This window comes from Pedobacter duraquae, from assembly GCF_004362245.1.
GTDB classification, from domain to species: domain Bacteria; phylum Bacteroidota; class Bacteroidia; order Sphingobacteriales; family Sphingobacteriaceae; genus Pedobacter; species Pedobacter duraquae.
On sequence record NZ_SNWM01000001.1, the window covers coordinates 1,395,530 to 1,409,853 of the forward strand.

Genomic DNA, 14,324 nt, shown 5'->3' on the forward strand with positions numbered 1-14,324 from the left:
CACATCGATTTTCTCAGCAAAACAATCACTTTGCGTATTTTCAACACATGTACTTTTTGGGAATTATTTTCACATCAAAGAGAAACTCTGCGTGGTTGACTGTTTGAGTTTTATATTTACACGCTCTCAACAGTACAATATTAACCTCTACACATGAAAATAGGACACGTCCTTAAACATTTACGCCTGATAAAGGGAGCCACTCAGGATGAAACTGCAGCTATGTTAAATATAACAAGGACTTCATATTCTAAGTGGGAAAACGATAAGGTGGATTTAACAATTAGTCAGGCCACTAAGGTCGCCGCCGCTTATGGTCTAAAATTATCGTTTCTGGTCTCCATATTCGAGACTGGCTTTATTATCGCCCCAGACGTGCTTGCAAATTACATCCACGCCTCAAAATTCCACGACCCACTACGCTTTCAAAGAAAAAGTCCCGGAACCCACTAAGGCCGGGACTTTATATAAAAGTTCAGTACTACCGAGCAGGATTGATCAGTAACAACTTTATGATCAATTCAACATTTATAAACCGAAAAAATTTTAAGTCTATAGGTTTGTCTATGTTTGCTAACTGTTTATTGTTAATGAATCAATACTTCTCCAATGAAAAAAGGAAAAATTTTAAAGGACCTCCGCAGAAAGAAAGGAATCACCCAAGAGGAGATTTCAGGTCTTCTTGAAGTAACCAGAACTACTTACTGCAAATGGGAAAATGACAAAGTTGATCTGACCATAAGCCAGGCCGTGAAACTCGCAGCAGCATATGGATTAAAGGCTTCTATATTAGTTCAAATGTTCGAAGCAGAATCCACAACAACGGAGTTTATTAAAAACTTCTTACTTTAAACTGGCAATTTGCGCCTTCACGTAGTCAACCAGATTCAGAATATCTTTACGCTGTGGCTGAATAATTAATATTTTTTGAAAATCTGAAATTGAATTATTGAAAAGCGCTATAACGGCAGTCTTTTCTACAGCCTTTTTTACTTTATAAGATTTGAAGATTGCATAATCCTTATAAGTGATGCCTCTGTTTTGCAACAACTGGGAATCTTCTTCCCCATTGATTTCTATTGCTTTCGTGAAATCTTTGATGGCGGACAGATAAAAATTTTCGCGCATTGTATTTAGCGATTCTTTAGGGTCATTAGCGATGTTCTGCCTACCTTTACCTCTGTAATAATAGGCCGAATAATCCGTTGGCTTTAATGCAATCACACGTGTATAAGTAGCGATAGAATTCTCATAGTCACCACATTGAAAATACGCATACGCTAATAAATTAAGAACCTTTAAGTTGTTGGGTGTTTTAGCATCGGCTTTTTCCAACTGGCCTACAGCCCCTTTAAAGTCCCCCTTCATCATAGTCTGCATGCCTACATTATAGCTTTGGGCATAACTTGTTGCAGAAGAAAAAACGAAGAGCAATAACACAGCTTGTTTAAGGTAAGTCATCAAAGATTCTATTTAAATAAGGAATAAAGATATAAAACAAAGTTTCATTCATGGCAACTATTGTACCATTAACAAATATTAAAGTAAACGCTAAATAATTTAAAATATGTTAAGCCCACAAATATATTTATAATTCGGACACTTTAACAGGCTGTAACCCCTATTCTTCTTTTGGCATAGGAGTTGAAAATAGACTTAGATAATATAATTTTATATTTTTGTAAACGACATGCTGTCAAATTGTCGTTTTTTAAGAAAGGCCGATTAATGAGTATAAAAGATCAATTTGACTTTAGCAATGCACTCCCAATTATAAATGAGGATACTGAATTCTTTCCTTTAATGTCTCAGCAGGATGAGGACGATATGAATGGTGAAGAAACACCTGAAGTCCTGGCGATTTTACCCCTAAGAAATACTGTTCTTTTTCCAGGAGTGGTAATTCCGATTACCGTTGGCAGGGATAAATCCATCAAGCTAATTAAAGAAGCGTATAAAGGCAATAAAATCATCGGCGTAGTATCTCAACGTGATGTAAATATTGAAGACCCTACCTTTGATGAGCTAAATAGCGTAGGGACTGTTGCCCATATCATTAAGATGTTGCAGATGCCAGATGGCAACACAACAGTGATCATTCAGGGTAAGCAGCGCTTCCGCTTGATCGAAGAGATTCAGTCAGAACCTTACATCAAGGTTAAGATCAGTAAATTTGTAGAAAGTAAATACAAAACAGATAAAGAGTTTAAAGCACTGGTTGCCTCTATTCGAGAAATGTCTTCTCAGATCATCCAACTTTCACCAAATATCCCAAGTGAAGCGGGGATGGCACTTAAGAACATAGAAAGCACGTCATTTCTGATCAACTTCATTTCCTCAAACATGAACGCTGATGTTTCTGACAAGCAAAAAATGCTTGAAATGGAGAACTTACGTGCACGTGCGGAAATGGTGATGGAGTTGTTGACGCTTGAACTACAAATGCTGGAGCTGAAAAACCAGATCCAATCTAAAGTCCGCACCGACCTCGACAAGCAACAACGCGACTATTTCTTAAATCAACAGCTTAAAACCATTCAGGAAGAATTAGGTGGTAACTCTTCAGATATGGAGCTTACCGCACTTGAACTCCGTGCAAAAAAGAAAAAATGGGAAGCCCCGGTTAAAGAACACTTCCATAAGGAATTGGAAAAACTTGGGCGGATGAATCCGGCAGCACCTGACTATTCTGTGCAGATTAACTATCTGGAACTCTTGCTTGATCTCCCCTGGAACGAATTCACCAAAGATAACTTTGACTTAAAACGTGCACAGCGGGTTTTGGACAAGGATCATTTTGGACTTGAAAAAGTTAAACAGCGTATCATAGAGTATTTGGCCGTGCTTAAACTCAAGAGAGACATGAAAGCGCCGATCATTTGTCTTGTCGGCCCTCCGGGAGTAGGAAAAACTTCGCTTGGTAAATCTATTGCGAAAGCACTGAATAGGAAATATGTGAGGATAGCCCTTGGCGGTATCAGGGATGAAGCCGAAATTCGCGGACACCGTAAAACGTATATTGGCGCCATGCCGGGGAGAATCATTTCTTCTTTGAAAAAAGCCGGCGCTGCCAATCCTGTATTTGTATTGGATGAAATAGATAAAGTTGGTTCTGACCAACGCGGAGATCCTTCATCAGCTTTGCTGGAAGTATTGGATCCTGAGCAAAACAGCGCCTTTAATGACCATTACGTGGAGGCTGATTACGACCTGTCAAACGTCCTGTTCATTGCAACGGCAAATTCCTTAAGTACAATACAGCCTGCACTTTTAGACAGGATGGAAATCATTGAGGTTAATGGATATACCATTGAAGAAAAAATAGAGATTGCAAAAAAATATCTGCTTCCTAAACAAAAGGCGCAACACGGCATTAACACAAAAGATATTGTCTTAAAAAACAGCCTTGTTGAAAAGGTGATAGAAGACTATACACGTGAGTCGGGTGTCCGTACTCTTGAAAAAAGAATTGGATCATTGGTACGCGGTGTAGCCACAAAAATTGCGATGGAAGAACCTTACGATCCGACACTGAGTGTAGCGGATGTGGAACGGATTCTTGGTGCACCGATGTATGATAAAGATCTTTATGAAGGTAATGAGGTTGCTGGCGTTGTTACTGGATTAGCCTGGACCTCTGTGGGTGGTGATATTCTTTTTATTGAAGCAAGTCTGAGTCCTGGGAAAGGAAAACTGACCCTAACAGGAAACCTTGGTGATGTAATGAAAGAATCTGCTGTTATCGCTTTAGCATACCTGAGAGCTCACGCAGACTTATTTGGCATTGACTACCAGCTTTTCGACCATTTCGACATTCACGTTCACGTCCCTGCAGGTGCTACACCTAAGGATGGTCCTTCCGCAGGTATTACAATGCTAACGGCACTCACTTCTGCTTTTACACAACGTAAGGTACGTTCTAATCTGGCAATGACAGGTGAAATCACATTAAGAGGAAAAGTACTACCGGTAGGTGGAATTAAAGAAAAGATATTAGCTGCTAAACGTGCAAATATAAAAGATATCATCCTTTCGCAATCCAACAAGAAAGACATCCTGGAAATTAAGGAAAGTTATGTTAAAGATTTGAGATTCCATTATGTGGCAGAGATGCGTGAGGTAATAGACCTCGCTTTAACGAAAGATAAAGTATCAAACGCACAAGATCTGACGATCAAAAATTCCACTATTAAATAATACGAAACCGGCTTAGGCCGGTTTTATTTTGATCTATCTATGAGTAAAAAATTTTTACCTGCTTTATTTCTGATTTCTTTTCTTTGGTTAAACAGCACCGCACAGAACTACCACGAATTCGGTTTCCAAAGTGACAACGATTCTTACCTCGGTCAGGGATCCGATCGATATTACACTAACGGTCTTTTCCTAAACTTCCGCTTTGCTACGAACCAGGCTAAGTTGAAAACTGGAACTGAAAAAAAGATTTGGGAAATTTCTGCAGGCCAGAAGATGTACAACCCGTATTCTGGTTTCGCACCCGATCCTGCTCGACAAGATCGGCCTTTTGCTGGTTATTTATATGCTGGCGCAGCATTGCATGTATTCCGCAGCAATGAGAGCAGTTTAAAAACAAGTATCGAACTTGGAACAACCGGGCCGAACTCAATTGCAGAGGATGCTCAGGAACTGTTGCACCGTAATTTCGGATTTTATGATCTCGATGGATGGCAGTATCAGATTAAAAATGCTGCGCAGGTAAATCTTTCTGCCCAATACACACGCCTGCTTTTTCGTAACAAAGCCAATTCTCTTGATTTTTCTTTTGAAGGGTATACTAACCTGGGCACCACGTTTAGTGGAGCTGGTGCCGCGATTCTATTCCGGACAGGAAACATCAACCAGCTCTTCAACTCAGCTTATGAACATGCCGTTATCGGAAAAAATGCAAAGACTAAAGCGCTTGTAAAACGTGAATTCTTCCTGTATGCAAAACCCCAGTTAAATTATGTGGCTTATGACGCTACAATTTCAGGAAGCATCTTTAACAACAATAGTCCAGTTACCTTTGATACACACCCCGTCGTTTTTGCACAACAGATTGGCGCCAATTACAGTTCTCAACGCTTTACATTCGACTTCGGCGTCTTGTTCAAGACGAAGGAAGTTAAAAGTACCGCCAAAGCCCATCAATACGGCTCAATAAGCATGTTTTATAGATTTAATTAATGCTAATCTATATCCGGACGCCTACGACTCTGCTTCCTGGTTGCCACAAACAACTTATCGGTAAGTCTTTTCCTTACTACCCCCTTAGGTATTTTAGTAGGCTTTCTCGCCTTAGCAACATGGAGGGATAACTTAAGTAATTCCTCCAACTTTACCAAAGTACGTTGCTTATTCACGAGCTGGCTACGATCTTCCTGAGAAACGATATGCAGATTGCCTTCCTGATCTAATCTATTACCCAATCGTACCTTTAGCAGCGCTTTTTGTTCGTCAGAGAAAAAAGACAACTCGTCAGGATTACAGATGAGTTCCACCTTACTGGAAACCTTGTTTACATTTTGGCCGCCCTTACCCCCACTTCTGGATGTTTTAAACGAGACATATCTTATCAACTCTTCTTTGACCGGTATCATCTTCCAAAATTAAAGTTTTATTGCGCAATAGTTTCTACGCATTCCCGAAAACATTAACTTTGCCCCCGATGAGAAAAAATGTGGTTGTAGCCATCGACGGGTACTCTTCTTGTGGAAAAAGTACGCTCGCAAAAGCATTAGCAAAAAAACTTGGTTTTATCTATATCGATAGCGGAGCCATGTATAGGGCAGTTACCCTCTATTTTATTCGCAATCAGGTAGACATGACAGACCAATCTGCCATTGCAGATGCCCTTCAACACATTGAACTCAATTTTCATTCGCGCGATTACCAATCACACATCACGCTAAATGGCGAAGAGGTTTCTGATGAAATCCGTCTGATGCCCGTTTCTGAAAATGTAAGCGAAGTATCTGCGATAAAATTGGTCCGCGTAGAAATGGTTAAACAACAGCAACGCATGGGCAAGTCCAAAAATATTGTTATGGATGGTCGTGATATCGGCACCGCGGTATTTGAGGATGCACAAGTAAAATTTTTCATGACTGCTGATCCTAAAATCAGGGCCGAACGCCGGTTTAAAGAATTGGAGCGTAAAGGAAATAATCAAGTTACACTGGAGGAAGTCTTTGAGAACCTCGCTCATCGTGATTATGCCGATACCACACGTAAAGAAAGTCCGCTTATAAGGGCTGAAGATGCAATTATTCTTGATAATACAGACATCACCGAACAGGAACAATTAGATTTTGCATTGGATAAGGTCACTCCATTTCTTCACGCATAATACTTTATGCAGGCAGCCGATGGCTGCATTTTTTTTGCCCCAGATCACTATGTAGATTAATTCTAAATAAATTTGGAATAACCGTACGAGGTGCTTTACTTTGCCTCAATTTAAAATTATTCTAAATAGATATAGCAATGAAAAGATTTCTACGATTAATCATCATCGTTCTTTCAATCGCCCCCCTTTGTCTACGGGCACAAAATACATCCGGTCAACTGAGCGGAAATGTAACCACCAATGATGGATTGGTAGCCGGAAACATTAATATTCAACTCCGTGGATCAGGACAGAACACCCTGACCAATGCACAGGGCTTTTTCTCATTTCCGAAGGTTAAACCCGGAACATATATTTTAACCGCGTCATCTGTAGGATTAAAAAAACTGGAAAAACAGGTCGTTATCATGGCAGGGCAAACTAGCACGACTGATCTTGTTTTACAGGAAAATGCTGCTCAGCTTAATGAAATCGTAATCTCAAGCGCAAAAATCAATAAATTTAGTCGTAAAAAGAGTGATTATGTAGGCAAAATGGAACTTGGAAATCTCGAAAATGCCCAAGTTTACACAACTATCCCTAAAGAACTCTTAAACGATCAGCTGATATTTTCAGTAGACGACGCCACTAAAAATGTACCTGGACTTCAAATGATGTGGCAGGCAACTGGTCGCGGTGGCGACGGGGGTGCTTTTTACAGTTCCAGAGGATTCACTTTGCAAAGTGGATTAAGAAACGGTGTCGCCGGAAATGTAACCAGCAGGATTGATGCCGCCAACCTTGAAAGTATTGAAGTGATCAAAGGCCCATCGGCCACCCTTTTTGGGAGTACCTTAACGTCCTACGGAGGTCTAATCAACAGAGTAACAAAAAAGCCTTATGAAAAATTTGGCGGTGAGGTAGCCTACTCTTCAGGAAGTTACGGTTTTAATAGAATAAGTGCAGACATTAACGCGCCATTAGATAGTGCTAAAAATGTACTGTTCCGCTTAAATACAGCATATAATTACCAAGGATCGTTTCAGGACAATGGCTTTAACAAAACATTGGCAATTGCACCCAGCTTAACTTATAAAGTTAATGATAGATTGACTTTTAATCTGGATGCCGAATTATATAGCGGTACAAATATGGCGGAAAATGCATTTTTCTTCTACTTTCCCGTTGCTCAGCTCGGGGCAGACCGTGCCGATAAACTCGGCCTCGATTATAAACGTTCTTACCATGGCAGCGATTTGACCCAATCAAGTGCCAGTAATAACTTTTTCGGACAGATGACCTATAAACTTTCCGATCAATGGACATCACAAACAAATTATACCAGTAGCTATAGCTATTCTAACGGCAGACAACCTTACTACTTTTTAGTACCAAATTACGTTGCATTACAAAATCCGAACGCGGCACCGGGAGCTGATTTCATTTCCAGAGGCGATCAGTCTACAGCCGATAGCAGGGTTAATATCACAGAAATTCAACAGAATTTCAATGGGACTTTTAATTTGGGCAACATGAAAAACAGAGTAGTAATTGGTCTCGACTATTTAAGACAAAATTCTGATCAGCATTATTATTCTATTGATACGTTTGACCTCATTCCCAAGAATGGGAATATCCCAACTTACGAAGACTTTAATGAAACCAATCTGAATAAGCTTTATGGAACAAAAAATTTCTCAGACATCAGCTACCCGATAGTTTCTCTTTCAAACACGTATAGCGCGTATGTTTCTGATGTGATAAACTTTACGGACAATTTGATCGGTTCTGCCGGTCTTCGTGTCGATCGTTTTGATAATAAAGGTAGCTTCGACTCTACAACCGGCACCTATTCCGGAGCCTATAAACAAACGGTTTTTTCACCTAGATTCGGTTTAATTTTTCAGCCAATTAAGGATCAGGTATCAATATTTGCTAACTATCAAAACGGCTTTACGAATAAGGTTGGAGTAGATTACCAACAACGTACCTTCAAACCCGAGCATGCAAATCAGATCGAAGGTGGTGTAAAAATTAATGCCTTCGGAGGAAAGTTGAGCAGTACACTTTCATACTACAACATCAAAGTAGAAGATATCGTACGTGCCTATACCTTTGATCCTGCACAGCCAAATGCCAGTATCCAGGACGGAACAAAAGTGAGTAAAGGTTTTGAAGCAGAAGTAGTAGCTAATCCAATTGAAGGTTTCAATATTATTGCCGGCTTCGCATACAACGACAACAAATACACAAAATCAGATGCCGATGTGGAAGGCCGCAGGGACGCATATTCCATGTCTCCTTATTCAGCTAACCTTTGGGCGAGTTATAAGATAAGTCACGGTACGCTACAGGGCATAGGAATCGGCTTTGGCGGAAACTATGCGAGCGACAACAAAATAGTGAATAGCGTATCAAACGGTGTCTTTACCTTACCAAGGTATACCATTTTGAACGCATCAGCATTCTATGATCAGCCAAAGTATAGAATCGGCTTAAAAGTAAACAACCTCACCAACAAACAATATTGGATCGGTTATGGAACTATGAACCCACAACAACTCCGAGCAGTGGTTGGTAGTGTGTCCTTCAAATTTTAAGTTCTTCAACACTATATATAATATACATTTACCAACCGGTCTGAAAAGACCGGTTGGTTTTTTCATAAAATATGCCACAGCAAAACAATAAGCCAGTCAGACCTAAAAAGCAAACTAAGTCACGCTTCAGACGTATTACCGACTGGATGCATCTTTGGCTAGGGATGGTTTCGGGCATTATCGTATTTGTTGTTGCCGTTACTGGTTGCTTATTCGCTTTCCAGGTAGAAATCACCAATTGGATTGACAGGGATAAACTATATGTAGAGACAACAGAAACATCACACGCGCTTCCGTTGACGGTGATTCAGAAAAACGCACAGGCGGCGCTCGCACCAGGCAGGCAGATTGATGCAATCACTACTTATGCCGATAAGAATCGTGCATGGGAAGCCATAACCTATAAGGCAGGCAACCCTAAGGGTTTATTTTATTTTGACACAATAGCTTATTACGACCTTTTGTTAATCAATCCATACACGGGAAAGGTTGTCAGCATAGAAGATTATAAATACAACTTTTTCAACATCGTCAAAGCTGTCCATTGGAGCTTGTTATTGAATGATACCTATGGTCAACAGATTGTGGGATACTCCACCCTAATCTTTGTAGTGCTCCTCATTACCGGAATGATTATGTGGTGGCCAAAAAAATGGAACAAGGCTAACAGGGATAAAAGTTTCAAGATCAAATGGAATGCGAAATTCAAAAGGGTAAATTATGATCTGCACAACGTTGCTGGATTCTACGCCCTGCTCATTACACTTGTTCTTTCTCTCACTGGTCTGGTCTGGGCATTCGAATGGTTTCAGAAAGGTGTGTATATCGTGGCGTCCCAGAGCACTACGCCACTGGAATATAAAAACATGACATCCGACAGTACCCAAACAGCAATACCTAACGACCCACTTGAGCTGGCCTTCCGGGAAACAAAACGCCTCATTCCCAACGCGATCAGATACAGTATATCGCCAGCACAAGGAAATACCGGTGTAATCTATGCAACTGCTTATCATGGAAAAGAAATTTACTATGATTTTGACGGCTTACAGTTCGACAGATATACCGGCAAATTGCTTTATCGAAAAAACAACGCTGAAAAAAATGCGGGAGAAAAACTCATTGGAATGAATTACGACATCCATGTTGGTGCAATCCTTGGATTACCAGGCAAGATTCTCGCCTTTCTGGGCAGTTTAATCGCTGCTTCATTGCCGGTAACAGGATTTTTAATCTGGCTTGGCAAAAAGAAGAAGCCTAAAAAGCAGGGCAAAAACAGACAAACTGTTCAAAATCAATAACATTTATCAAATATTCTTTTTCTTTAAAAATATTAATTCTTACCTTTGCAGTCCCTCACGGGAAAAGGAGATTAAATTTTTAATGGCAAAAAAACAAGTAGCAGAAAAAGAACTAGAGGCTAAAACAGCCGAATTGCAAGGTTCAGACGCACGTCTGACCGAGAAAGAAACCATTGAATCAGAAGCTGATACAATGTCGATCGAAGAGATCAAATCATCATTAGCAACTCCAGATCAAGATTTTGACTGGGATGCAGACGACAAAGCGTTCGGAAATTACAGTGACGAAGACCGTAAAAAGTTTGAAGACATGTATACCGATACTTTCAATCAAATCAACCAAGGTGAAATCATCAGCGGTATCGTTGTTTCTATCAACAACAAAGATGTAGTATTAAACGTAGGATTTAAATCTGACGGTCTGGTATCTACTTCTGAGTTCCGTGATACACCGGATCTTAAAATTGGCGACACAGTTGACGTTTTCGTGGAAGCTCCTGAAGATGCAAATGGCCAGTTAATCTTATCTCGTAAAAGAGCTAAAACCCAAAGATCATGGGAGTCTATTAATGAGGCTCTTGAAAACGACAGAATCATCAACGGTTTCGTTAAAAGCCGTACTAAAGGTGGTCTTATCGTTGACATCATGGGTGTTGAAGCTTTCTTACCTGGTTCTCAAATTGACATTAAACCTATCCGCGATTACGATGTATACGTGGGTAAAACAATGGAATTCAAAGTTGTTAAGATCAACCACGAGTTTAAAAACGTAGTTGTATCTCATAAAATCTTAATTGAAGACGACTTAGAAAGCCAAAAAGTTGAAATCGTATCTAAACTTGAAAAAGGTCAGGTATTGGAAGGAACTGTTAAAAACATTACAGATTTCGGTGTATTCATCGACTTAGGTGGTGTTGACGGTTTACTACACATTACTGATATTTCTTGGGGCCGCATAGAGCATCCAAAAGAAGTATTGAGCTTAGATGAGAAAATCAACGTGGTTGTTCTTGACTTCGATGACGAGAAAAAACGTATTGCTTTAGGCTTAAAACAATTAACTCCGCATCCTTGGGAAAGCCTGGATCCGAACTTAGCTGTTGGATCTAAAGTTAAAGGTAAAATTGTTACTGTAGCTGACTACGGTGCATTCCTTGAAATTATCCCTGGTGTTGAAGGTTTGATCCACGTGTCAGAAATGTCATGGTCTCAAAACCTGCGCAGCCCTCAGGAATTCCTGAAAGTTAGCGATGAAATCGAAGCTGAAGTATTGACTTTAGACCGCGACGAACGCAAAATGAGCTTAGGTATTAAGCAATTAACTCAGGATCCTTGGCAAAATGTTGCTGAGAGATATCCTATCGGAAGCAAACATACTGCTGTAGTTAAAAACATGACTAACTTCGGTGTATTTGTTGAAATTGAAGAAGGTATCGATGGATTAATCCATATCTCTGATCTTTCATGGTCTAAAAAAGTAAACCACCCTAACGAATTCACCAAAGTAGGTGATACTTTAGATGTTGTTGTTCTTGAATTAGATGTTGAAAGCCGCAAATTAAGCTTAGGCCATAAACAATTGGAAGAAAACCCTTGGGATACTTTCGAAACTATCTTCACGGTAGATTCAATCCACCAGGGTACTGTTGTTAAAGTAACTGATAAAGGCGCTGTTATTGCTTTACCTTATGGTGTTGAAGGTTTCGTACCTACAAAACATATGGCTAAAGAAGATGGTGGTACCATTAAAGCTGAAGAAACCAATGATTTCAAAATCATTGAATTCAACAAAGATGCTAAACGTATCGTTGTGTCTCACGCCCGTATCTGGGAAGAGGCTAAAGCTGAAGCTGTTGCAGAAGAACGCGCTTCTAAGAAAAAAGAAGCTAAAGCATCTAACAGTGCAGTGAAAAAAGTTAAGGATTCTGTTGAGAAATCAACTTTAGGAGACCTTGACGTGTTGGCTCAATTGAAACAACAAATGGAAGGTGAAGAAAGCAAAAACAACGCTAAATAAGCTTTAATCCATTATTATATAAAAAGGGTATCTCAAAAGGATACCCTTTTTTATGCTAAAGGAATTTGCTTTTTAATTCAGGTGTAGGCACCATACAACTTTCTGTTTTACCCCAGATGCTATACCTCCTGCCTGCAATCCACCGATAAATATAATTGCGGATAAATGGAGGCACAATGATAAAGCCATACAACAACGGCCATAAACCAGAAAGTTTGCGTGCAATCCTTAACGCAGCGGTAGACTCAGTATACACATGCTCATTTTCTATTAAAATGACGCTATCTGGTCGGTCATTAAAACCTTCAGCAGCCGGTAAATGAGACATAGCATAGTCGCCCTGCAGAGGCGAAAAACGAAATCGATCATTAAGATCCCGTTTAATAACAAACAGAACACTTTGATTGCATAGATTGCAAACGCCGTCAAATAAAATTACTGAATGTTCCATGCTCAAAGTTAGGCAATTAGCCTTATATTCTCCAGAATCGGCAGTCCCGAATTCAGAATTATCAAAAAGCCTACCCGATTTCCAGTTCGATTTTTTATATTTGCCTAATCCTTAGTCAATGCAAAAACGAACGCTGCTAGACGGTCCTAAATTCCAAATCACAATCAAGCGACTTTGTCACCAGCTGATTGAGAACCATACCGATTTTAAGAATACTGTGTTAATTGGCATCCAGCCTCGTGGAAGTTATTTCGCCGATCGTGTACAACAAGAGCTTGCTGTATTTTTACCTAAAAGCAAAATTCTTAAGGGAAATCTTGACATTACCTTCTTCAGAGATGATTTCAGACGAAAGGACGGACTGGTTTCTGCGAGCTCAAATACTATTGATTTTATCATTGAAGGTAAAAATGTAATCCTTATTGACGATGTATTGTGGACAGGTAGAACCATCCGTGCAGCATTAGATGCCTTACTCGCTTTTGGCAGACCTGCCAAAGTTGAACTGATGGTATTGATTGATCGTCGGTTCTCCAGACATGTACCCATTGAGCCCGATTATATTGGACAACAGGTTGACAGCCTAGACTCACAACTAGTTAAAGTAAGCTGGAAGGAAACTGAAGGTGAAGACAAAGTAATATTATTATCAGAAAGAAATAAGTAAAATGGCAGCAGAAAAACTATCAACCCGTCATCTTTTAGGAATCAAAGATATTAACCGGAATGATATTGAATTAATTTTCGAAACTGCAGAAAACTTTAAGGGAGTGATCAACCGTCCGATTAAAAAAGTTCCTTCCCTGAGAGATATTACCATTGCCAATATTTTCTTCGAAAATTCTACCAGAACCAAACTTTCCTTTGAACTTGCCGAAAAAAGGTTATCAGCAGATGTAGTTAATTTTGCCGCATCTTCATCCTCTGTAAGTAAGGGAGAGACATTAATCGATACAGTTAACAATATCCTGGCCATGAAAGTAGACATGGTGGTGATGCGGCACCCCTACGCTGGCGCAGGCGTATTTCTAAGCAGGCATATTGACGCCCAGATTGTAAACGCCGGTGATGGTGCTCATGAACACCCCACTCAGGCATTATTGGATGCGTTCTCTATTCGTCAGAAGTTAGGAAGTATTGAAGGCAAAAAGGTAGTCATCGTCGGCGATATTCTCCACTCCAGAGTTGCTATCTCAAATATACTTTGTTTGCAGCAACTTGGTGCTGAAGTAATGGTTTGCGGCCCAACCACACTGATCCCAAAATATATGAAGGATCTCGGTGTAAAAGTAGAACATAACCTCATCAAAGCACTTAACTGGTGTGACGTAGCAAATATGCTGCGCATACAGTTGGAACGTCAGGACATCAAGTATTTTCCGTCTCTACGAGAGTACGCTATGATGTATGGACTTAACAAACAAATTCTTGACAACCTGGATAAAGAAATCATAGTTATGCACCCCGGCCCTATCAACCGCGGAGTAGAGATCACCAGTGACGTTGCTGACAGCAAACAATCTATCATTCTTGATCAGGTTGAGAATGGCGTAGCTGTCAGGATGGCAGTACTTTACCTCCTGGCCTCTCAGCGAGATTAATTTCCGCCTAATCTATACATACCATT

General features: G+C 40.1%; 13 protein-coding genes. 10 read left to right on the forward strand and 3 right to left on the reverse strand.

What is annotated here, in order from left to right:
• Positions 1 to 153 precede the first annotated feature (153 nt).
• Both CLV32_RS06035 and CLV32_RS06040 read left to right on the forward strand, forming a co-directional pair.
• Positions 154 to 453, forward strand: coding sequence for a helix-turn-helix domain-containing protein (locus CLV32_RS06035; RefSeq protein WP_133553390.1), 300 nt, complete (start codon positions 154 to 156; stop codon positions 451 to 453).
• A 156-nt stretch (positions 454 to 609) separates the two neighbouring features.
• Positions 610 to 852, forward strand: a complete 243-nt coding sequence (locus CLV32_RS06040) for a helix-turn-helix domain-containing protein (RefSeq protein ID WP_133553392.1) — start codon at positions 610 to 612, stop codon at positions 850 to 852.
• On the opposite strand, the gene CLV32_RS06045 is transcribed toward CLV32_RS06040, so the two are convergent.
• On the reverse strand, positions 844 to 1,461 hold the full coding sequence (locus tag CLV32_RS06045) for a tetratricopeptide repeat protein (RefSeq protein ID WP_133553394.1): 618 nt from the start codon (positions 1,459 to 1,461) through the stop codon (positions 844 to 846). The genes CLV32_RS06040 and CLV32_RS06045 overlap by 9 nt on opposite strands.
• Positions 1,462 to 1,728: 267 nt before the next feature.
• Between CLV32_RS06045 and lon the strand changes: the two genes are divergently transcribed.
• Complete coding sequence (gene lon / locus CLV32_RS06050) at positions 1,729 to 4,197, forward strand: endopeptidase La (RefSeq protein ID WP_133553396.1); 2,469 nt, start codon at positions 1,729 to 1,731, stop codon at positions 4,195 to 4,197.
• Positions 4,198 to 4,236: 39 nt separating this feature from the next.
• The gene (locus CLV32_RS06055) at positions 4,237 to 5,187 is read left to right on the forward strand and encodes a lipid A deacylase LpxR family protein (RefSeq protein WP_133553398.1); all 951 of its coding nucleotides are present in this window, start codon (positions 4,237 to 4,239) and stop codon (positions 5,185 to 5,187) included.
• Between the two features lie 2 nt (positions 5,188 to 5,189).
• On the opposite strand, the gene CLV32_RS06060 is transcribed toward CLV32_RS06055, so the two are convergent.
• Positions 5,190 to 5,600 (reverse strand): peptide chain release factor-like protein, encoded by a 411-nt coding sequence (locus CLV32_RS06060; RefSeq protein WP_133553400.1) that lies wholly within the window; start codon positions 5,598 to 5,600, stop codon positions 5,190 to 5,192.
• A 68-nt stretch (positions 5,601 to 5,668) separates the two neighbouring features.
• On the opposite strand from CLV32_RS06060, the gene cmk reads away from it, so the two are divergent.
• The 4 genes from cmk (at position 5,669) to rpsA (ending at position 12,246) form a co-directional block, all read left to right on the forward strand.
• Positions 5,669 to 6,349 (forward strand): (d)CMP kinase, encoded by a 681-nt coding sequence (gene cmk, locus CLV32_RS06065; RefSeq protein ID WP_133553402.1) that lies wholly within the window; start codon positions 5,669 to 5,671, stop codon positions 6,347 to 6,349.
• Positions 6,350 to 6,486: 137 nt separating this feature from the next.
• Positions 6,487 to 8,928, forward strand: coding sequence for a TonB-dependent receptor (locus CLV32_RS06070; RefSeq protein ID WP_133553404.1), 2,442 nt, complete (start codon positions 6,487 to 6,489; stop codon positions 8,926 to 8,928).
• 71 nt (positions 8,929 to 8,999) lie between these two features.
• The gene (locus CLV32_RS06075; protein WP_133553406.1) at positions 9,000 to 10,229 is read left to right on the forward strand and encodes a PepSY-associated TM helix domain-containing protein; all 1,230 of its coding nucleotides are present in this window, start codon (positions 9,000 to 9,002) and stop codon (positions 10,227 to 10,229) included.
• Positions 10,230 to 10,311: 82 nt separating this feature from the next.
• Positions 10,312 to 12,246, forward strand: a complete 1,935-nt coding sequence (rpsA, locus tag CLV32_RS06080) for a 30S ribosomal protein S1 (protein WP_133553564.1) — start codon at positions 10,312 to 10,314, stop codon at positions 12,244 to 12,246.
• 55 nt (positions 12,247 to 12,301) lie between these two features.
• Here rpsA and CLV32_RS06085 read toward each other — a convergent pair whose 3' ends face one another.
• Positions 12,302 to 12,697 (reverse strand): thiol-disulfide oxidoreductase DCC family protein, encoded by a 396-nt coding sequence (locus CLV32_RS06085; protein WP_133553408.1) that lies wholly within the window; start codon positions 12,695 to 12,697, stop codon positions 12,302 to 12,304.
• A gap of 118 nt (positions 12,698 to 12,815) precedes the next feature.
• Between CLV32_RS06085 and pyrR the strand changes: the two genes are divergently transcribed.
• On the forward strand, positions 12,816 to 13,364 hold the full coding sequence (gene pyrR / locus CLV32_RS06090; protein ID WP_133553410.1) for a bifunctional pyr operon transcriptional regulator/uracil phosphoribosyltransferase PyrR: 549 nt from the start codon (positions 12,816 to 12,818) through the stop codon (positions 13,362 to 13,364).
• Between the two features lies 1 nt (position 13,365).
• A complete protein-coding gene (locus tag CLV32_RS06095; RefSeq protein WP_133553412.1) occupies positions 13,366 to 14,298 on the forward strand; it encodes an aspartate carbamoyltransferase catalytic subunit in 933 nt (310 codons plus the stop codon).
• Positions 14,299 to 14,324 lie beyond the last annotated feature (26 nt).